Source organism: Shewanella carassii (assembly GCF_002777975.1).
Taxonomy (GTDB): Bacteria; Pseudomonadota; Gammaproteobacteria; order Enterobacterales; family Shewanellaceae; genus Shewanella; species Shewanella carassii.
Map to the genome: position 1 here is coordinate 228,977 of NZ_NGVS01000033.1, position 20,055 is coordinate 249,031.

19 protein-coding genes and 1 pseudogene are annotated in these 20,055 nt (G+C 52.5%); 11 read left to right on the forward strand and 9 right to left on the reverse strand.

Features of this window, described 5'->3' with window-relative positions; translation table 11 throughout:
- Positions 1–4: 4 nt before the first annotated feature.
- The gene (locus tag CBE72_RS17250; RefSeq protein WP_100145319.1) at positions 5–2,431 is read right to left on the reverse strand and encodes a TonB-dependent receptor; all 2,427 of its coding nucleotides are present in this window, start codon (positions 2,429–2,431) and stop codon (positions 5–7) included.
- 734 nt (positions 2,432–3,165) lie between these two features.
- Here CBE72_RS17250 and aceB point away from each other — a divergent pair.
- The 3 genes from aceB to CBE72_RS17265 all read left to right on the forward strand — a co-directional run bounded on the left by aceB (position 3,166) and on the right by CBE72_RS17265 (position 7,854).
- Positions 3,166–4,776 (forward strand): malate synthase A, encoded by a 1,611-nt coding sequence (gene aceB, locus CBE72_RS17255; RefSeq protein WP_051472589.1) that lies wholly within the window; start codon positions 3,166–3,168, stop codon positions 4,774–4,776.
- A gap of 73 nt (positions 4,777–4,849) precedes the next feature.
- A complete protein-coding gene (gene aceA / locus CBE72_RS17260; protein ID WP_044734155.1) occupies positions 4,850–6,172 on the forward strand; it encodes an isocitrate lyase in 1,323 nt (440 codons plus the stop codon).
- A gap of 293 nt (positions 6,173–6,465) precedes the next feature.
- Complete coding sequence (locus CBE72_RS17265) at positions 6,466–7,854, forward strand: HDOD domain-containing protein (protein WP_100145799.1); 1,389 nt, start codon at positions 6,466–6,468, stop codon at positions 7,852–7,854.
- Here the strand turns inward: CBE72_RS17265 and CBE72_RS17270 are convergent.
- From CBE72_RS17270 to CBE72_RS17285, 4 genes are all read right to left on the reverse strand, one after another.
- Positions 7,834–8,379 carry a nuclear transport factor 2 family protein gene (locus tag CBE72_RS17270; protein ID WP_100145320.1) on the reverse strand — a complete coding sequence of 182 codons (546 nt, stop codon included), beginning with the start codon at positions 8,377–8,379 and terminating at the stop codon, positions 7,834–7,836. The genes CBE72_RS17265 and CBE72_RS17270 overlap by 21 nt on opposite strands.
- Before the next feature lie 108 nt (positions 8,380–8,487).
- Positions 8,488–9,312 carry a M90 family metallopeptidase gene (locus tag CBE72_RS17275; protein WP_100145322.1) on the reverse strand — a complete coding sequence of 275 codons (825 nt, stop codon included), beginning with the start codon at positions 9,310–9,312 and terminating at the stop codon, positions 8,488–8,490.
- Positions 9,313–9,491: 179 nt separating this feature from the next.
- Positions 9,492–9,896 carry a CopG family transcriptional regulator gene (locus tag CBE72_RS17280; protein WP_100145324.1) on the reverse strand — a complete coding sequence of 135 codons (405 nt, stop codon included), beginning with the start codon at positions 9,894–9,896 and terminating at the stop codon, positions 9,492–9,494.
- Positions 9,856–10,599: an AAA family ATPase gene (locus CBE72_RS17285; protein ID WP_100145326.1), complete on the reverse strand. Its 744-nt coding sequence runs from the start codon at positions 10,597–10,599 to the stop codon at positions 9,856–9,858. The genes CBE72_RS17280 and CBE72_RS17285 overlap by 41 nt, the downstream gene beginning before the upstream one ends.
- A 701-nt stretch (positions 10,600–11,300) precedes the next feature.
- On the opposite strand from CBE72_RS17285, the gene CBE72_RS17290 reads away from it, so the two are divergent.
- From CBE72_RS17290 to CBE72_RS17305, 4 genes are all read left to right on the forward strand, one after another.
- On the forward strand, positions 11,301–11,516 hold the full coding sequence (locus tag CBE72_RS17290; protein ID WP_028779188.1) for a DUF3820 family protein: 216 nt from the start codon (positions 11,301–11,303) through the stop codon (positions 11,514–11,516).
- Between the two features lie 88 nt (positions 11,517–11,604).
- Positions 11,605–11,904: an NrfJ gene (locus tag CBE72_RS17295; protein ID WP_100145328.1), complete on the forward strand. Its 300-nt coding sequence runs from the start codon at positions 11,605–11,607 to the stop codon at positions 11,902–11,904.
- A gap of 125 nt (positions 11,905–12,029) precedes the next feature.
- Positions 12,030–12,551, forward strand: coding sequence for a GNAT family N-acetyltransferase (locus CBE72_RS17300; protein ID WP_100145330.1), 522 nt, complete (start codon positions 12,030–12,032; stop codon positions 12,549–12,551).
- Between the two features lie 19 nt (positions 12,552–12,570).
- Positions 12,571–13,068: a GNAT family N-acetyltransferase gene (locus CBE72_RS17305; protein WP_157929104.1), complete on the forward strand. Its 498-nt coding sequence runs from the start codon at positions 12,571–12,573 to the stop codon at positions 13,066–13,068.
- A 75-nt stretch (positions 13,069–13,143) separates the two neighbouring features.
- On the opposite strand, the gene CBE72_RS20170 is transcribed toward CBE72_RS17305, so the two are convergent.
- On the reverse strand, positions 13,144–13,359 hold the full coding sequence (locus CBE72_RS20170) for a pirin family protein (protein ID WP_229671951.1): 216 nt from the start codon (positions 13,357–13,359) through the stop codon (positions 13,144–13,146).
- Positions 13,351–13,488, reverse strand: a pseudogene (locus CBE72_RS20450) (oxidoreductase); the annotation flags it as partial. The gene CBE72_RS20170 and the pseudogene CBE72_RS20450, both read right to left, overlap by 9 nt.
- Between CBE72_RS20450 and CBE72_RS20175 the strand changes: the two are divergent.
- Positions 13,439–13,642, forward strand: a complete 204-nt coding sequence (locus tag CBE72_RS20175; RefSeq protein ID WP_157929106.1) for a hypothetical protein — start codon at positions 13,439–13,441, stop codon at positions 13,640–13,642. The pseudogene CBE72_RS20450 and the gene CBE72_RS20175 sit on opposite strands and share 50 nt — an antisense overlap.
- Positions 13,643–13,959: 317 nt before the next feature.
- Here the strand turns inward: CBE72_RS20175 and CBE72_RS17315 are convergent, their stop codons facing one another.
- Both CBE72_RS17315 and CBE72_RS17320 read right to left on the reverse strand, forming a co-directional pair.
- On the reverse strand, positions 13,960–15,705 hold the full coding sequence (locus CBE72_RS17315) for a bifunctional metallophosphatase/5'-nucleotidase (protein WP_100145334.1): 1,746 nt from the start codon (positions 15,703–15,705) through the stop codon (positions 13,960–13,962).
- Between the two features lie 137 nt (positions 15,706–15,842).
- Positions 15,843–16,919: a CNNM domain-containing protein gene (locus tag CBE72_RS17320; protein ID WP_100145336.1), complete on the reverse strand. Its 1,077-nt coding sequence runs from the start codon at positions 16,917–16,919 to the stop codon at positions 15,843–15,845.
- A 202-nt stretch (positions 16,920–17,121) separates the two neighbouring features.
- Between CBE72_RS17320 and rlmN the strand changes: the two genes are divergently transcribed.
- From rlmN to CBE72_RS17335, 3 genes are read left to right on the forward strand one after another with little or no spacing between them, the layout of a single operon-like run.
- On the forward strand, positions 17,122–18,243 hold the full coding sequence (gene rlmN, locus CBE72_RS17325; RefSeq protein ID WP_039035076.1) for a dual-specificity RNA methyltransferase RlmN: 1,122 nt from the start codon (positions 17,122–17,124) through the stop codon (positions 18,241–18,243).
- Positions 18,244–18,275: 32 nt separating this feature from the next.
- Positions 18,276–19,061, forward strand: coding sequence for a type IV pilus biogenesis/stability protein PilW (pilW, locus tag CBE72_RS17330; protein ID WP_100145338.1), 786 nt, complete (start codon positions 18,276–18,278; stop codon positions 19,059–19,061).
- The gene (locus CBE72_RS17335; RefSeq protein WP_100145340.1) at positions 19,061–20,023 is read left to right on the forward strand and encodes a RodZ domain-containing protein; all 963 of its coding nucleotides are present in this window, start codon (positions 19,061–19,063) and stop codon (positions 20,021–20,023) included. The genes pilW and CBE72_RS17335 overlap by 1 nt, the downstream gene beginning before the upstream one ends.
- The last annotated feature ends 32 nt before the right edge of the window (positions 20,024–20,055 follow it).

Consider the following 20,055-nt stretch of genomic DNA (forward strand, 5'->3'; position numbering starts at 1 on the left):
TGGTTTAGAAGCGGTAGCTGACACTCAACTTGGCGTTGCGTTCGGCTCCCGGCATGCCGCCAAGGAACATTGCCTTGTCGTAGTAGCGGGTGTTGAACAGGTTATTGAGGTTCAGCTGCACATTCCAGTCATCGGCCTTGTAGGCGATGGCCGAGTCCCAAACTGTGTAGGCGGGCACTTTGCCATCCGGGATCCCGAAGGAATCCGAGTTGGTGCTGCGCTCGTCGACATAACGAACCCCAAAGCTTATAGATAAGGGGTGCGGCAGCGCCTGCCACTGATGACTGTAAGTGACCCAGGCACTGGCACTGACCTGAGGAACCCCTTTCTGGCGGCTGTTGTAGCCGCTGGAGTTGGGGTCATTCTTGTTGCGTGCATCCTGATACAGACCATTGAGGTTTATCAACCATTCTTCATTGAGGTGGGCGTTGAGATCCAGCTCGGCACCTGTGGTCTTGTCCTTGCCATCGTAGAAGAACTCGGGCACTGAGATGTTGTAATCAGGCGCGCCTTCTTTGTCATTGTATTCCGGGTTGCCGTAGCGCAGGTTAGTGCGCTCGCTCTGGAACAGGACCAAGGAGCCGAGCAACTGATCGTCAAAGCCCTTGAAGCGCATACCGAGATCATAGCTCAGGGACTCTGAATCCTTTCTGTCCGCTGCGCGGCCACTCTGTGCGCCCGTTACGGCACCGAGCACGCTGTAAGCCGTGCGCCCCTTGGCATGATTGACGAAGAATGACAGGTTATCGGTCGGCATATAAGTCAGACCCAGATTATAGGTCATACCGTGATCTTTGCTGTCCTGCTCCGGAGTCGGATCTTTTTTAGGGGTGCCCAGATGAGTGTACTTCTGCTCAATCTCATTGAATGCCACACCCACCCTGGCAGTAAAGGTTTCACTCAGGTAACCCACATACTGCATGCCCAGGCCCCAGGCGCGGACTTGCTTGTTGTAGTTGTCCTTGAGATCAGGGTTGTAGTCCTCAAAGGCTTTGTCGCCCCAGTTGGGGTTACGGATATCCAGAATATAAGGTAGTTCACCGCCGCCATCTTTGTCGTATAGTGCCCAGCTCTTATAGGCGATATCTCTGTCTTCCAGGTTGGCATTCAGCAACAGCTCACTGTCTATCCCTGCCAAGCTGAAGTTGTAGCGCATATCGGCAAAGTACTGCCAGGATTTCTCGTGGGCATCTACCTTGCGGTATTCCTGTCTTCTGGCAGCATAAGGGTACAAGACATCATCAATCACCAGTGGCGCGCGGGGATCGGCGTTGATCACGTCTACGGATTTGACCTTGCGTTTCCAGTACACATAGTTATAGGCGCCAGTCTGGCGGATGAACCCGGACTGATAGTCTCGATACTGTAACTGCTGATTAAGTTGCAGATTGTCACTGAGGGCGATGTTGTGGTTCAACTTGAAGCGCCACTCTTCGCCTTCATTGGGTCTGCTGATGGGAGAGGCCAGGCTGGTATCGCCTATGTCGAAGGGTTCGATTCCATCGCTCGCCACCAGGGAGTCGGCCAGTTGTTGCCGCTGCGCCTCGATCAGTTGAATGCCGGCGCCATTGGGGTCGTTAACCAAATCTTGCCAGCTGACTTGTGCGCCGCTCAGGCCACCGGTAGAGGCGGCGTTGTAGATACGTATCGGGTGGCCTACAGAGTCTACTTGAACAGAGTCTTTAATCCAGGCAGCCGACAGCACCAGATCTTGAGCGTTTGAAGGCAGAATTTTCAACGAGGCATAGACTTCATCTCTGTCGCTGCCGATATCACGATAGCCATCGCTACGGGCATGTTTGGCCACCAGGCGATAGGCCAGGGTGTCGCTCAAGCCTCCGGTAGAGTCGAGCCCCAGGTTGTAACTGTTCCAGGAGCCCACTTCGGCGCTGACTTCTGTGCTGTCCTGAAATTGAGGTTTCTTTTCAATAAGGTTGATGATCCCGCCGGCGCTGCCCATACCATAAAGTCCGGTCGCCGGGCCTTTGAGCACCTCAACCGCTTCCACATTGGTCATGGAGCGAGTGGGATTAAAAGTGTTGCCGAGTCCTGCGCCACCGTACATGCCGTCATAGGTGTAGTTGGCGTCCAGGCCACGGATCACCAGGTTATCACCTATGCCGTAGTTGTTGCCTGCTTGGGTAACACCACTGATGTTACGCACCAGATCCTGCAGCGAGTCGGCCCCCTGGGCGGCAAACAGCTCTTTATCTATCACCACCAAAGCCGCCGGAGTTTCCATCAGCGACATATCTGATTTTGTCGCCAGCCCTGAATTCATTACCACCTTGTTTTGTTTGCCATAAACAGTAATGCGTTCCACATCCTGTGATACTTGTTGTGACTGAGTCGCTTGGTTTGCCTGTGCGGCCTGTGCCATGGTCAGCGACAAACAAGCCGTCACAGCCAGAGATATTGCGGATTGCTGCATTTGAGATCATCCCCCTCTAAAGTAGGTTGCGAATGATAATGGTTTTTATTTGAGTTGCAACAAAAGTTTCAAATTGTGTCAGTTGAATGGATATTTTTTAACTAACTCACTCAAATCCTGTTTTGGATGCAAGAATTGGCAAGTTTTTGAAAAAAATTTAAAAAAAACCACTTTTTTATTCGGGCTGACCAAAGAATTGGCCCTTGTTGATCACTATACGCAAGTCATAAAAAACAGATCTCGATCACATTCACATATAACCTTTACGTAAAGGTTAACTTCAAACGCTCGTTTAACATCTGCCTTGGTTGCGTTTTTGTTAAATGTTTATTTTTGTTGGCTATTTTGAGTTGACCCTAGCGGGAGTTCGAAACAGAAAAAGGTGGATTAGACTTAAGTTTTAAGTGTGTTACGCGGAAATTATTTTTTACATTGTGTTATTAATTTTCGTAATAAATTACTTTGCTACTAGTGTGGTCAAGTTGTCTGACATTTTTCTTAAATCTGAAGGTTGAGTCCTTGCTGTTTTGAATTTTTTCGTTTTAAAACAGCATATTGGTTATTTTGTTTTGGCTTGGTAATACCAATTTTGAGTCAAGTTAAAGCTTAGTTTTTGACGGTTTTTTCGACATTTTGACTGTTGCAAATACAAATGTTTATCGATAGGTTTTAGTACGAAACGAACATTTGCAGGGTTTGGCAGGCTTTATTCTGCCTCCCAGGGAGACAGCAAGATGATAGCAGAGACAGTCGCACAGCAAGGGCTCAGTATTAAGGGGGCCGAAATACCGCAGCAGCAGAGCCTTTTTACTGAAGGTGCGCTCAACTTCCTCGAGGCTCTGTGTCGGGAGTTTGCTCCGGAAGTGGCCAGCTTGCTGGAAAAGCGTGAGCAACGTCAGCAGCGGATAGACGGCGGCGAGTTGCCGGACTTTTTACCGCAAACCCGAGCCATTCGAGATGGTGATTGGCAAATTCGCGGTATACCGGCGGATCTTAAAGATAGACGGGTCGAGATCACCGGGCCTGTGGATCGCAAGATGATCATCAATGCGCTCAACGCCAATGTAAAAGTCTTTATGGCCGACTTCGAAGATTCACTGGCACCCAGCTGGCAGAAGGTGGTCGAGGGCCAAATCAATCTGCGTGACGCCGTCCGCGGTGAAATTGATTTCACCGCGCCGGAAACCGGCAAACACTATCAATTGCAGGCCAACCCCGCGGTATTGATTGCCAGAGTGCGGGGGTTGCACCTGCCGGAGGCGCATGTCGAATTCAACGGTAAGCCTATTCCCGGCTGCTTATTCGACTTTGCTTTGTACTTTTATCATAACTATCGCCAACTGCTTGCCAAGGGCAGTGGACCTTACTTCTATATTCCCAAGTTGGAGAGCCATCTTGAGGCGCGCTGGTGGGCCAAGGTGTTTGCCTTCGCCGAAGAGCGTTTCTGCCTGCAGAGCGGCACCATCAAGTGCACCTGCCTGATTGAAACTCTGCCGGCCGTGTTTGAGATGGAGGAGATCCTCTATGAGCTGCGCTCCAACATAGTGGCGCTCAATTGTGGCCGTTGGGATTACATTTTCAGCTATATCAAGACCTTGAAGAAGCATCCTGATCGTATTTTGCCGGACCGCCAGCAAGTGACCATGGATAAGCCGTTTCTCAGCGCCTATTCACGCCTGCTGATCAAGACCTGCCACAAGCGCGGCGCTCTGGCGATGGGCGGCATGGCGGCCTTTATTCCCGCCAAGGATCCGCAAACCAATGCCCAGGTGCTGGAGCGGGTTCGCAAGGACAAAGAGCTTGAGGCCCGAAACGGCCATGACGGTACCTGGGTGGCACACCCTGGCCTGGCTGATACCGCCATGGGGATTTTCAACGAATATATAGGTGAAGAGCACGCCAACCAGCTGCATATCACCCGCGACGTGGACGCACCCATCCTGGCGGCCGAGCTGCTCAAACCCTGTGATGGTGAACGCACCGAAGAGGGGATGCGACTCAATATCCGTATTGCACTGCAGTACATAGAAGCTTGGATTGGCGGCAATGGTTGTGTGCCCATCTATGGCTTGATGGAAGACGCAGCCACAGCGGAAATCAGCCGCGCCTCTATCTGGCAATGGATTCAGCACGGGCAAAAGCTTTCCAACGGCAAGCCGGTGACCAAGGCGCTGTTCAGCGCCATGTTGAAAGAAGAGTTGGCCAATGTGCGTGAAGAGCTCGGCAGCGAGCGTTTCGATAACGGCCAATTCAAGCAGGCGGCAAGCTTATTGGAAGAGATCACCACAGCCGATGAGCTGGTGACCTTCCTGACTTTGCCGGGCTACGAGCTGCTTACCCGATAACCTCATAACCATTTACGGCAGTTGCCCGCGGGGGCTGGGTGGCTGCCAAATTACCCTACGAAGGAGAGTTAAAATGACCAAGGCAACACAGAATTCACGTCAGGCGCAGATAGAAGCTTTGAAAAAAGATTGGGCTGAAAATCCACGTTGGCAGGGCGTTCGCCGTCCATATACCGCCGAAGAAGTTGTGGCATTGCGCGGTTCAGTGGTTCCTGAAAACACTATCGCCAAGCGCGGCGCAGCTAAGTTGTGGGAACTGGTTAACGGCGGCGCGAAGAAGGGCTATGTTAACTCTCTCGGCGCTTTGACCGGCGGTCAGGCCGTGCAGCAGGCCAAGGCCGGTATCGAGGCCATCTACCTTTCAGGCTGGCAGGTGGCGGCCGATGCCAACCTGGCGGGCACCATGTACCCGGATCAGTCACTCTATCCGGCCAACTCTGTGCCTGCTGTGGTGGGACGGATCAATAACTCTTTCCGCCGCGCCGATCAGATCCAATGGAACCAAGGCAAAAACCCGGAAGATGAGGGCTATGTCGATTACTTCCTGCCGATTGTAGCCGATGCGGAAGCCGGATTCGGTGGCGTGCTGAACGCCTATGAGTTGATGAAGTCCATGATAGACGCCGGCGCCGCCGGGGTGCACTTCGAAGATCAGCTGGCCTCAGTGAAAAAATGTGGTCACATGGGCGGCAAGGTTTTGGTGCCGACTCAGGAAGCGGTACAGAAGCTGGTGGCGGCCCGTCTGGCAGCCGACGTATCTGGAGTGGATACTCTGGTGATTGCCCGTACCGATGCCAACGCCGCTGATCTGCTGACCTCAGATTGCGATCCCTATGATCGCGACTTCATCACCGGAGAGCGTACCCAGGAAGGTTTCTACCGGGTGAAGGCTGGTTTGGATCAAGCCATTTCCCGCGGGCTTGCCTACGCACCTTATGCCGACCTTATCTGGTGTGAAACCGCCAAGCCAGATCTGGAGGAGGCGCGCCGCTTTGCCGAAGCCATCCATGCCCAGTATCCGGATCAACTGTTGGCCTATAACTGTTCTCCTTCGTTCAACTGGAAGAAGAACCTGGATGACGCCACCATTGCCAAGTTCCAGCAGGAGCTTGCCAACATGGGCTACAAGTACCAGTTCATCACTTTGGCCGGTATTCACAACATGTGGTACAACATGTTCGATCTCGCCTACGACTACGCCCGCGGCGAAGGCATGAAGCACTATGTTGAGAAGGTTCAGGAAGCCGAATTCGCTGCTGCGCAGAAGGGATACACTTTTGTGGCGCATCAGCAGGAAGTGGGTACAGGTTACTTTGATCAGGTGACCAATGTTATCCAGGGCGGCCAGTCCTCTGTCACGGCTCTGAGTGGTTCGACCGAAGAAGAGCAGTTTTAATCCCCTGTGTTGGCGTCCTCGGGCGCCACTTCCCCGGAAATGAACCTACGCCATTTTCGGGGGTAATTTGTGACTTCCCAGTCATTTGAGCCTTGTTGCTTGTGTTTTGGCGACTCATTGAGTCGCCTTTTTTTGTTGTAATTGTGTTATTTCTTTGAAGTTTGTGCTTTATTCATAACAAGAGTTCCATTCTCAAGCCCACCACTGGGCCAATACCTGAAAGAGTTGAGTCGTATTTGAAATCAGCCAACAAGGGGGTGGATTACTGGACCCGCAGGATCAGTGATCAGGAAATGCCCGCACTTTGCTCAACAATAAGGACATTGGAAAAACTCGCCAAGGACGATGTCTCCTCCATGGCGATTCTGGGGCGCAGCATAATGCACGACAATGCGCTCACTTCCCGTATTTTGCGGGTGGCCAACAGCGCCATCTATAACAAGGGAATAAGCCCTGTTACAACGGTCAGCCGCGCTGCCGTGGTACTGGGGTTCGACACCATCCGCAATATCTGCATTACCGCCAAACTCCTCTCCAGTTTGCTGGAAAGCAAAAATCTGGCGCCCTCGGTTTATCAAAGGTTGCTTAAGCTGATGGCTCAGGCGTTTCAGGCCGCCATGTTGGCCAAGATGATGCTCGATGGCTACGATGAGGAGTTGCAGGAAGAGGCGTTTATTGCCGCGCTGCTCTATCACTTGGGTGAGAGTGCCTTTTGGAGCACGGGAGCCGAACTGGCCGAGGAGCTGGATTCTGCCCTCAGCGCCGAGAGTGATGCCGTAAACAGGCTCAATCTGGTGCGTGAGGCGGTCGGGGCTTCATTCAATCAGCTCAGCCAGGGGCTGGCCCGCAGTTGGGGCCTGGGTGAACTCTTGTGCAAGTCGCTCAGCAATCCCGATGAACGCACGCCGGAAATTCGCAGTATTTTTCTGGCCAATAAACTCAGCGAAGCGCTGGCCGGCGCCGCACTCAAACCCGAGGAGCTGGAGCGGCGCCTAAAACAAGCCGCCGATATGCTGCAGCTGGATACAGATGAGTTTCGTGGCCGGGTCCTTCGCTGCTCCAACGCTACTGCTAAGTTGGCCGAAGCCTATGGCGCCAAGGTGCTTATCGAGTATCTGCCGGACACAGATCAGCTGCTGCCCCAGGAGAGGGTGGCTGAGGTTGTAGTGCGCGAGGCAAATCTTGCGTTCCAGCTGAAAAAACTCAGAGAGCTGACCGGCTTTGCCGTTGAGAAGACTGATTTCAATAAGGTAGTGACCACGGCATTGGAGGGAATACTCGAGGGTATTGGTCTCGACCGCTGCGCCGTGCTCTTGCTGTCACCGAGCAGGCGCATGTTGCAACCGAGAATCGCGCTTGGGGACGGCGCCGAGGAGATGAAAAACGACTTTATTCTCGAGCTGGAAGGCCGCGGCACCTTGCTGAGGGATTGTATTGAAAATCAGAAACTGGCCTGGCAGGGCGAGGGGGCCGACAAAGCCGTATTAGGAGAACAGCTGGCGAGAAAAGTCCCCGCCAGTGGTTTTATGCTGGCACCGCTGAAAGTGGACAATAAGGTAATAGGCGTCTATTACGCCGACAAGGCCAGTTCGGGCCGGGACATTCATCCTGAAGATTTTGACAGCTTTGGCCACTTCGTACAGCTGGCCAACATCTGTTTCTCAGTTGCCTTCAGGCACTGATTTCTGCTTTTTGCGATACAGCTTTATCTGATCGGTAATTCTGGGCGCCAGGGCGTTGGGAATGGGGAAACTCAGGCTGTATTGCAGTATTTGCCAGCCTTTTTCGGTTTTGACAAGCGTGCCTGTGCCCCGTCCAAGCCCATAGGACTGGCTGTCCAGTAGTTCATCGAACACTATCACATCGCCGTGTTGTACCAGGCGGCGCGAGGAACTTTGGTAAGTCCAGCCCTTGGTGGCACGGGCATACTGCTCAAATTCAACCATATTCCAGTATTCACTGGCATCTGTACCGATAAACCCCGCATCGGGGCTGAAGAGGCTAAAGTAACTGTCCCAGTCGGCATTGGCAGCACTTTGGTGCAGCTTATCCAATACCGAAGCGGCCTGAGCTTGGCTATCATCGAGCTGGCCGGTTTGCTCCTGGCCGTTTTGATTGCTGGCTTCCAGGCTATTTGCCAAGGCTGAATGGCCGTAAATCGGTAGCAGCAACGCTGTAGTCAGCAGCAGAGGCTTAAGGTGCAACATAATGTTTCCTCTTATAAATTTTTATTGTCGGCCCCAGCTTAACCCAATTGGGCACAAGATGTGAGCCAAAAGGGTTTTCTGTTTGCAGGTATGCAGTTGAAAGCTGGCCTAGTGCCAACTCAGGGGATCGAGACGATAGAAGCGGCTCAGCTCCTGGTAGAGTGACGGATAATCGGCTCTCATCTGCTGCGGCTGTTCGAAGAACACCTCGCTTATGACGGCAAAGAACTCGGCCGGATTGGTGGCGCCGTAGTAACTGAATAGGCTTGGCTCACCACTGGCGGCCTGAGCCTGCAGTTTGGCAAACTCTCGGCCAAGCACCTGCGACCACACAGGGTAGGCGTTGAACTCGCCGAGCCTAGGAGCGCCATTGGCATCGCCTGCTTCCTGATCCAGTTGATGGGCAAATTCATGGATCACAACATTCCGGCCGTCTGCCGGATCGGCGGCGTCATCCAGGGTATTTTGCCAGGAAAGGACGACCTTCCCCTGACCCCAGGATTCTCCCGCCAATAACCTTTGGCTGTGCCATTCCAGGCCATTGGCATCCCGCTGCTGCTGGCGAACAATAAAGGCCGATGGGTACACCAGAATTTGTCTCAGGTTAGGGTAATAGTCGGTTTGGCGATTGAGTAACAAGAGACAGGCCTGCGCGGCTATGGTCAGGCGGATTTCATCATCTATCTCCAATCCGTCGCAACCGACAAACTGCTTTTCCGCCAGAAACACCTGGATGTGTTTCTTGAGCTGCAGTTGCAGGTCACTGGGCAGGGAACGGAAATAGGGCATACGTTTTTTCAGGATAGTGCGCCATTCTTTGGGGAAAGGCTTGGCGCGTATCTTGTCTCTGCGTCTGCGATCCCGCCAGGACTGGCTGAGGAGCCAACCTATGGCGCTGGCGCCGGCGGCGAGGGTGATCAGAATGGCCAGCATGATCCGGCTCCATGGCTAAAGCGTCTAATCAGATCTGTGGGGGCTCAGTGGGAATAACTCAAGCTCGGCGCATGAAAAATAAGCAAAAAAAAGCTGACAGCAAAGAGGTTGAAACCTGTTATCGGCTGTCAGCAAAGGGTGGGAGTGTCAAACAGTCCACGCAGTTCAAGGGAAAGGAATCAGTCAGGCATAAACTTCTGCTCCAACTCGCGGCGCGCTTGCGGCGTCAGGCTGTGATGATGCTTGATAAGCAAACGTATCAGGCGTGACTTGGCAATATCACAGTCGCTGGCCATTTCGGCCAGGTGGCTGATAGCCGTTTCACTCAGGGTGAAAGTTGCCTTGCGAAAAGGTTCGTGGCGGCGTTTGGGTATCAGCTTTTGCTGAGTAGCTTCCTGCTTGGCGGAAGCTGTATTGGAATACCGCTGCTCGACCGGCATAGTTGCCGCCGATTGCTGTGTTTGCCCCATGGCGTAATAGATGGCACCGTCGATAAACTCATCCAGGGATTGCATGGCCAACATACGCTTACGGGCATCGACCTCAGATGGCGTAACGTTTTTCTTCAGATCGGCCAGTCCCATACTGAGTCCTCATGCTGTTGAGTTGGTTGGTCATCAGGCGGCTGCGGATCTCAGTGGCATTCTGTGCCTGCAGCATTTCGCAGGCGATGGCACGGATCTCGGCGGCGGCCTTGCCCTTGGGCTCGAATTCAATTACCGAGCGGCCGGACTCTTCGCTGTCATCATAGATGTTGCGGCTGTAGGTAATGGCATCCAGCACATTGATATCATAGGTTTTGCAGACTTCCTTGGCCTCGATAATACGGCTGGCCTGGTTGGGCAGGTTAGGGCATTGGGTGATGACAAAAGAGGCGCGCATCTTGGGGTTTATCATCATGCAGGTAGCGACTATGTCGTCCATATGGCTGACGGTTTTAAGATCGCGGCGCTTGGGCCTGAGGGGCATGAGTACATGGGAGGCCACTGACATGGTGGCACGCAGCGCCAGGTTGTCCTGGCCGCCGCAATCGACTATCACATAGTCGTAGTGTTGCTCCAGACTCAGCAGATCGTTGCGGATTTTGCCATAGAGTTGAACGCAGTTGATCCCGGCTAGCTTGCTGTCGTTGTTGCGGGCCTGGATCCAATCAGAGGTGGTTCGCTGAGGGTCGCAATCCACCATGATCACCGATGCGCCACATTCCACCGTGAGAAAAACGGCAATGTTTTGTGCCAGGCAGCTCTTGCCGCTGCCCCCCTTTTCACCGCCAACGAGTATGATCATTGTCTTGCCCTCTGAAAGCCTGTTATTAAGTTATTTGCTCTTTCCCTGATGGCTTACAACTTTCCTTGGTTCGGGAGTGTTCCCAACCTGATGTTTGCCGTGTCGCTGCTTTTCTGCACTCCGAAAAGTTGTCGCTGGCGGAGATGGACAGTGAACGGTAAAGCAAATGTAAAAGTTAATTATCTGTTGGTCAACTTGATGATTTTTATTGGTTTTTACTGTTTTTATTGCGTCATGTTTTTGGCGTTGTTCCTTGGGTTGCCGTAATAATGGCAGTGTTGCCGGTGAGGGGAAGTGGCCTGGGAAATTATCAATAAAATTATGCTGTTAAAAAAATGTTTCCGCGTCATTTATTTGTTAAATCGGCTCGATGTTTGGGGTGGAATCGCCGGAGTTGCTTTTATGACGCAGTCGATGCCGCTTATCGGAATTAAAAATAATTTTTTAGATTTAAAAAGTATAAATAAATGTGATCTTACTCGATTTGACAATTAATCAAATTCTTAAGATTTTACCGCCTGGGCCGTGCTGTAGACCTTGCCAAATTATATTGTGCGTTTGAATTGGTTTTCGTTCTAGCCTGGTTCTTGTATTGATTAGCTTTTTCGTTGTTTTTGAACCTATGATTGCATGTCTTTGCCGCTGGTATCGCCGATTCTCGACAAGGTATACTCCCCTCTTTATCTGCCAACGGAGAGAGCATGCAGCCGGAACAGCAGTTGTTGGAAGCCATCAATCAGACCATGCCTTTTGGCAAGTACGCCGGACGCAAGTTATTGGAGTTGCCCGAGCCTTATCTGGTGTGGTTTCATTCCAAAGGGTTCCCAGAGGGTAAGCTTGGGCAGCAGTTGGCGCTTATCTATGAGGTAAAGCTCAATGGTCTTGAGTCCATGCTGCGACCCTTACTGCGCCCTTGAAGCTGTCAAAAGTGTGAGCCCTATTAGCGATTTATGATGTAGCTCATGCTTTAATTAAATTTCCAACGACAACAGGAAACAATAGACAATGGCAAAACTGGCAAAGATCTTGGCAACCGCGGCTTTGGCAATGGGTATCTCTTCAGCCTGGGCACAAGGTGTGGTGCACGAAGGCACAGTAGTCGACACCATGAACAGCGGTGGTTATACCTATGTACAGATTAAGGAAGCCGATAAGACATTCTGGGCGGCAGGGCCTCAGGTAGCGGTGGCCAAGGGTGACAAGGTGCAGGTAACCGAGCAGATGTGGATGAATAACTTCACTAGCAAGACCCTCAACCGTACCTTTGACAAGCTGATGTTTGTTGGTGAAATCGATAAGAAGTGATTTCATCCGCTCTCTATTAAAGTCGCGACTCTGTTCGCGGCTTTTTTATTTGTGCTCCAGGGCTTTGCCTAAGCGTAATTGTCGGGCAAAATGCCCGCAATTCAACTGGCTTGGTACACATAATCATGTTGCGGGTAGAGGTTTATTCTCACTCTCGTCACAGGCACTTGGGGGAACAGATAGCCAATCTGTACCATAGTGCCGTTTCTGCCATAGATGATACTCGCTATAGTGCGGCTCAGCGTCTGGTTTGGTCGACAGCGCCTCGCTCGGGGCGTTACTGGCAATTGAGGCTTAAACGAGCTCAGGCCTGGGTGATGCTTAAGGGCGATGAGCAAAACCCTCAATGTGTGGGGTTTATGTTGCTGGAGACCACCTTCCGTGAGCGAGGTTATATCGCCTGCCTTTATGTGGCGCCCGATAGCCAGCGTCAGGGAGTTGCTTCCGCTTTGCTTGAAGCCGCCAAGAAGTGGGCACTCACTCAAGGCTATCATCACCTGACAACCGATGCTTCCTCTTTGTCCAAGCCAGTGTTTGAACGCGCCGGGTTCCGATTGCATCATAAAAGCTACCAGGAAAAATCTGGCCAGATGTTCGGCAGCTACTTTATGAAGCTGATACTGGCGCCTTTGGTGCATAAGAGCTAAGCCGCCGATGAATTCACCAATGCCCACTCAAGCCGAGCACGGTTTTATTGTTCGCCAAGGTCGCCCCGAGGACTGCGCGGCAATCGCCGAGCTGTTTCATCTGGTGGTAAACGCCAGCACTGAGCATTACAGCCAGGCGCAATGCCAGGCTTGGTCGCCTGCAAAGCGCAGCGAAGATGAGTGGCGGCAACGTTTGCTGGGGACGGCGCTTTGGGTTGCCGAAGATGGTCGCAATTTGCTCGGATTTATTAACCTAAAGCCTTTGAATGCGCCGGGTGAAGCCGAGATAGATTGCCTCTTTACTCACCCCAATGCCCAGCGCCGGGGGATCGCCGCCAAGCTCTACCGGCAGCTATTGAGATACGCCGTCGATTCCGGGGTGCAGTGTTTGAGGGTTGAAGCTTCTTTCTATGCTAAAGCGTTTTTCAGCAAGCAAGGCTTTACAACCTTGAAGCGTAATCAGCATCAACGCCACGGGGAAGTGCTGATCAATTTCAGTATGCAGCTGCAGTTATAACCTAAGCTGTCCTAGAAAATCACCCAAATGAAGTGCCAAGGGCGGCCTTGGGCAAATGCCAAGAAATGCTGCTTGTTATGGTAAATCAAACACCAGGGCGACGATACGCTTGTTGCCGGCCTTGATGGCAAACTCCTCACGTTCGTTGATGTGAATGCCATCGCCACTTTGCAGAGTTTCACCTGCCAGTTGCAGCTCTCCTTCCACCACTTGAGCATAGAAGTTGCGTCCCTTTGCCAACTTGAAGCTTGTCTGCTTGGCAGCGGTCAACTCTAGGCGGTAGATTGCCACGGATACAGTGGCGGCCAGCAATGCCAGACCAAACTCGTAACCGTTGTTGGACATAAACAAGCCGTTGTCCAGGTGTACTGTGACTATCGCCATCAGCATGGTGAAGGCCAACACCGCGGCAGTAGGGCGTTTGGTGTTGACTCAGGGGCGGGAGAACCTGGCGGTCACTGCCCGGCTTGAGGATGCCGTGAGGCAATTGGAAACCGGCTGGGAGGCGCAACTGACATTGGCGCTGGATACTGTCTTGCCACAGGCGCCGCTGCTTTCATTAATCACTGGGTAAACAGCTCACCGTCAGCGTGCCCCATGAGACCCTTGGCGGCTGGGATGCGCTTTATTCCAACCGCACAGAAGATGGGAATAGGAGGGGCTTTCTGCCGCTGCATTTGATCCGGGGCGCCTTGGCCAAAGGAGAGTTGGTGCAGCGCAAAGTGGCCTTGCCAGGCCTTCGCTGCCCATCTATATGGACTGGCGAAAAGGGGAGATGGGAAAGGCGCGAGGCTGGTTTGCCGAGCGCCTGCAAGGCTGTGACTTTGGTTTATGAAGCGGTTGGTTTGTCAGCTCAAAGGGGGAGGGATAACCGCTTTGAATGCTACCGGCTTATTCGCCGGCAGCTTCGGCCCTATGGCTGGTATAGTGCACATGGGGCAATAGCAATTCATCCAGTTTGGGGGCCTTTTTCAAAAAGTTGATGAAGGCGCCCGGTAATGTCAGCGACGGCATCGACTCCTGCCAGCGGGCTTGCAACAGGGGTTCATAGCCCTCTTTCCCGGCTGTGGTGTAACAGGTGGACACTCCGATATAGTGCTGCTCCGGCGCCAGTGCTTGCCACAGGCCATTTGCCCGCAATAGCTCCAGCCGGAATAGTCTTTCTCCCTGCTCTTTGCGGCCATCATAGAAATATCTCAGCCCATAGGTATAGGGGAAACTGCCGGCGCCAGTGCCACGCACGCCGTTGTTGGTGGCGGCGTTGATGGCTGACTCCAGTGCCTGGTAGAGGTGTTCCCCGGCAATTTCATATTTAACCAACGGCAATTCGAACGGTAACAGGCGCCCGAGCACATCGGCTTTGGTCAGCCGCCCCTGGGGCACAGATTGACGCACGCCACCGGCGTTATGCAGCGCAAAGTCCACTCTTTGGTCTTTAGCTCTGGACTCAAGAAACATGCTGCGGCTGACCCAGGGGGCAATTTCACTGCCATGGGGTAGGGTGCGGCTTGGCAGACGGGTGTGCACTAGGGCCTTGGGTACCAGTGCCAGCACCTGATTTGCCATGCTGCTGATCGCCGGGCGGAATTCGTTGGCAATCACTTGCTCCATGGCTTCATCGGTATTATCCCAGTGAATCCCTGGATGTTGCTCCAACATGACCTTGGCGGCTTGGTAGTCGGCTTCGGTGGCAGCTAGTGGGCCGCTCAGCAGAAACTGACGGTCCAGCATAAAGATGTTACTGCCTTCGAGCCGGGTCACCCGGCCGGCGTCATCGAACTGAATGTCGGCGAGCCCCAGGGTTTCGGCATGTTTACCTGCATGGAGGATAGGCACGCCGTTGACGTTTTCACCATAGGGCAGGCATGGCAGGCCAAAACCGCGGAAATCACCCATCAGGGTATGGGTGTGGCCGCCAACTATCAGGCTGATCCCGGGGATGGTTTCGGCCAGTAATCTGTCTTGATCCAACCCTAAGTGACTCAGCACTATGATATGCACTATGCCTTTGGCTCTGAGGGCTTCAACAGTCTTCCTGGTAGTGACAAAGGCATCGGCAAATTTGGTATCGGGATCCGGCCTGGCGATGGCTTTCATTTGATCCAGAGTAATACCGACTATGGCCAGCTGCTTGTCATAGAAAGGTTTTATCAGGCAGCGGCCGATGCCAGAGGTGGTATCCAGATCATGGAGGTTGGCCAGCCCTCGAAGACGCCCGGGCTTATCTTCAGCTTCGCCGCTGAGATCCATATTGGCCGCCAGCACAGGGAAGCCGACCTCTTTGATAAAACCGGCCAGCAGGGCGTTGCCATCGTCAATGTCATGGTTGCCTATGACCATGGCATCGGGTGCCAACATCTTCAGTAGTTTGGCGTTGGCCCGGCCTTTGAACTGGTTGTAATACAAGGTGCCCTGGAAACAATCGCCGCCGTGGAGCAGGATAAAAGGCAGGTCTTGTGCTTGGGCAGCGTCTCTTGCGGCCTTGACCTGAGCCGAGATCCGCGCGTAGCCACCACTGTGACTGTGAAGATCAAACTCGCGTCCCTGAGAGTCAATCTTGAACTGAACCCGGCTGGGATCCAAGTGTGAGTGGGTGTCGTTGAGATGGGCAAGCTTTAAAACATAATCTGTGTGCATATCATCCTCATTCTGCGAGCGGGGATTGTACACCTCCAGAGGCGGATGAAAAAGGGGAGCCTGAGCTCCCCTTTGAATGATGTTGGTGCAGATAGCGTGTTTAGAGTTATTAACCTTCAGCTATGTCTAATAGCACGTCAAAAACCCTGTGATTCATTGGCTGGCTCTCTGTCATCCGAGAGGCGGATCCCCTTATCTTTCATGCGGCGTTTCCAAAGACGTCTTGCCAACTGCTGCATGTCGGTGGCCGGGTCATTGATATCGACAATCTCTAGTCCCAGCAAGGATTCGATTATGTCTTCCAGCGTTACCAGACCTTGACCACTGCCGTACTCGTCCACCACCATGGCTATCTGTGCGTTGCGTTTGATCATCAGTTCAAACAGTGGCAGGATGCGGGCGGTTTCCGGCACTATCACCAAACTACGTCTGAGGTTACCCAGAGGCGCATCGGGATTATCCCGTTCATTCAGCAGCACATCGGTACGATTGACATAGCCTATGATATCGTCGTGGTCCTTATCGAAGATAGGTACCCGGGTGAAAGGCTTGTTGATGTGCTGGCTGACAAATTCGTGTTGAGTCAGGGCGGCCGGTAGAGTGAACATCACGGTTCTTGGAGTCATGATGGCGGTAACCGGCATCTCCTTGACGCTCAGCATCTGGGTCAGAATTTTACTTTCCTGTTCATCCAGTTCACCGGACTCATGACCTATCTTGGCCATGGCGCTCATCTCTTGGCGGATATATTGGCCAGAATCACCTTTGCCGAGCAAACGGGTAACCTTATTGGACATCCAGATAAGCGGCAGAGTGAGTCGTTCCATCCACACCAGTGCAACAGACACGCTGGGGGCCATGGCTCGCCAGTAGTTGGCACCTATGGTTTTGGGGATGATTTCGGAAAAGAATAGAATGAGGAAGGTCAGTACCCCGGAGAATACCCCTAACATCTCATCGCCAAACACTTTGGCTGCCTGGGCACCGGCCACTGCCGCACCCACAGTATGAGCTATGGTGTTGAGTGTCAAAATGGCAACCAGGGGAGATTCGACATTGTCTTTTTGTTTTTGAAGACGTTCGGCAGCATCCGGATTGGACTGCCTCAATGAGGCTATATAGCTGGGAGTCACCGAAAGCAGTACGGCTTCAAATACACTACAGAGAAAAGAGACGCCGATGGCGATTAATACAATAACGATAAGCGTTAGCATAAGGGGGGAATTATCACTCCGATGCAAAGGCCAATATTAGCCCGGTGCTATTCTATCATAGAGCTTGTGAGTTGAAGCTTAATTTTCTGCTTTGCAGATCGACTCATGGGTATAAGAGCAACCGCTGAACTACTGGCTATAGTGGCGGGCTATCTGTATAATTCGCCGCCCTGCTGCAGGTTTTGGTGTTGAGGAAAGTCAAATGAGTGAAAAAAAGATCAATCTTTTGGATCTTGATCGTAAGGCAATGCGTGAGCTTTTCGTTGAATTGGGCGATAAGCCATTCCGTGCCGAACAGCTGATGAAGTGGTTGTATCACTTCGGGATCAGTGACTTTGACCAGATGACCAATATCAACAAACACCTGCGCGCCAAGTTGAAAGAGCGCTGTGAAGTGGTAGCGCCGGAGATCTCCAGCTATCAGAAGTCGGCCGATGGCACCATCAAGTTTGCTATTAATGTCGGCGAAGGTCAGGAAGTGGAAACCGTCTATATTCCGGAAGATGATAGGGCCACTCTGTGTATCTCTTCTCAGGTAGGATGTGCGCTGGAGTGCACTTTCTGCTCCACGGCTCAGCAGGGCTTTAACCGTAACCTGACAGTGTCTGAAATTGTCGGCCAAATCTGGCGGGTATCCCATTTTCTCGGCTTCCAGAAGGAAACCGGTGAGCGTCCGGTCACCAACGTAGTGATGATGGGCATGGGTGAGCCCTTGCTGAATCTGGCCAATGTGATCCCGGCGATGGATATCATGCTGGATGACTTTGGTTTTGCCCTGTCCAAACGGCGGGTAACAGTTTCGACATCAGGCGTAGTACCGGCGCTGGATAAACTGGGCGACGCCCTCGATGTAGCGCTGGCGGTCAGTATCCATGCTCCCAATGATGAGTTGCGTAACGAGCTGGTGCCTATCAACAAGAAGTATCCGCTCAATGAATTCTTGGCTGCTATTCGTCGTTATATCGCCAAGTCCAACGCTAACCGCGGCCGGGTCACGCTGGAGTATGTGATGCTCGATCATATCAACGACAGCACAGAGCAAGCCCATGAGCTTGCCAAGTTGATGAAGGATACCCCCTGCAAGGTTAACCTTATCCCATTCAATCCTTATCCGGGTTCTCCTTACGGGCGTTCTTCCAATTCCCGTATCGACAGGTTTGCCAAAGTGCTGATGGAATACGGCCTGACAGTGATAGTGCGTAAGACTCGCGGCGATGATATCGATGCCGCCTGTGGCCAGTTGGCCGGGGATATACGTGACAGAACCAAGCGTCTGGCGAAAAAACGCATGCAAGCCAATCAAATTTCGGTCACAATGGATTAACTCTTTGTTTGTCCAGATTTATAGGTTTGCCAATGAAGCACGGATTGCCAGGTTTAACGCTCGCGTTATTGCTCGGGGCCATGTTGCCCGGATGTGTGACCGAGCGAACTTATGCCGGCACGGACATTCCGGTCTCGGAACGCCAGTTTGACAAAATTGCCGCTGCCAAGGAACGGACACAGTTAGGCCTGACCTATCTGCAAAAGGGCAACTCCCAACAAGCCAAATATAATCTCGACAAGGCCATGGAATACGCCCCTCATCTTGAGGATGTGCATATTGCCATGGCTTATTACTATCAAACCGTGGGTGAAGTGGTGAAGGCCGAACAGGCCTATGAAGCCGCCATTGAAACCCGCAATGCCAGTGGCGACTCGATGAACAACTTTGGGGTGTTTCTCTGTCAACAGAAGAAATACTCTAAGGCAGAGAAGATGTTCCTAATGGCAATCGACAACCCCAGATATACCCGCACTGCCTCCAGTTATGAAAACCTGGGTATTTGCAGCCGGGATGCCGGGGAAATGGAAAAAGCGCGACTCTATTTTGAGATGGCGCTAAAGTATGAACCCAGAAGACAGGTTTCATTACTGGAACTGACAGAATTGGAGCTTGACGCCCACAACTATGCCGCAGCCAGAATACAATTGGAACGCCTCCATAGGGTGGTCCCCGAAACAGCGGAGAGTTTGGCGTTGGGCATTCACATTGAGCAAGGGTTAAATGATGACGCGGCCGCCAAGCGTTATGGAATACTGCTGTTGGCCAAATTCCCAGCGTCTCCCCAAGCCAAACAATACCGGGCAAGTATGCACTGATGACAGAGTTGAATAATCAAATCAACAAGGATGAAGATGAGAACCAAAAGGTTCCCGGGCAAGAGGATACGCTCGGGTCATTATTGAAAAGCGCACGCGAACAAAAAGGTATCACCATAGAAGATGCGGCCACCAGGCTGCACTTACGCCCCTGTATTGTGGCCGATATCGAGGCCGACTGCTTTAGCAATATAGATTCCTCTACCTATGTTCGCGGTTATGTGAAGAATTACGCTCGCATATTGGGCGTGGATAAAGACGTTATCAACGCTTGTTTGGCGCGGCAGGTCCCCAAGGTGACTGAGCCAACCATGCAAAGCTTTTCGCGCAAGACTAGCCGTCAGGCCAGCGACAGCCGTTTGATGCTGGTGACTTACCTCATCGGTTTTCTGCTGCTGGCTCTGCTGGTGGTGTGGTGGCTGCAAAAGCCTTCTGTGGTGTCCGATGTCGACTTCTCCAAACCAACGGCAGAAGAGATGCAGCAGGCCAAGGAGTTTGAATCGCACCAGGCGCAAATGGCTGAGCAGAATGCACCGCAACAGCCAGTTGAAGTGCTGTCCGACAGTGAGCCGGGCGCCTCTGCGGCATCAAACCCAGCCTTGGAAACCGAGAGTGATACTGAAAGCGCTGAGGTAGAGGCAGACAGTGCCGAGGACAACACCAGCGGTGCCATCGCCAATGTCGAGACGACCGAAGTGCAACCGGCAACAGAATCTGCCTTGGCTGCGGTTGGCATAGAGCTTGATGGCGACTGCTGGATCAAACTCACAGATGCCAACGGCAAGACCCTGATAGATGGCCTGAGATCGCCAGGGCAAACCATCAGCGTGCAGGGTAAGGCGCCTTTTAAACTGGTCTTGGGCGCGCCGCAGACAGTTAGCCTGACATTTAACGGCCAGGCCGTGAGCCTTGCCGATTTCCCCAGCGGCCGGGTAGCCAGACTGACCCTGCCACAGGCATAATAGCACCAAGCAGGATAATTGAAGTGGCGCAC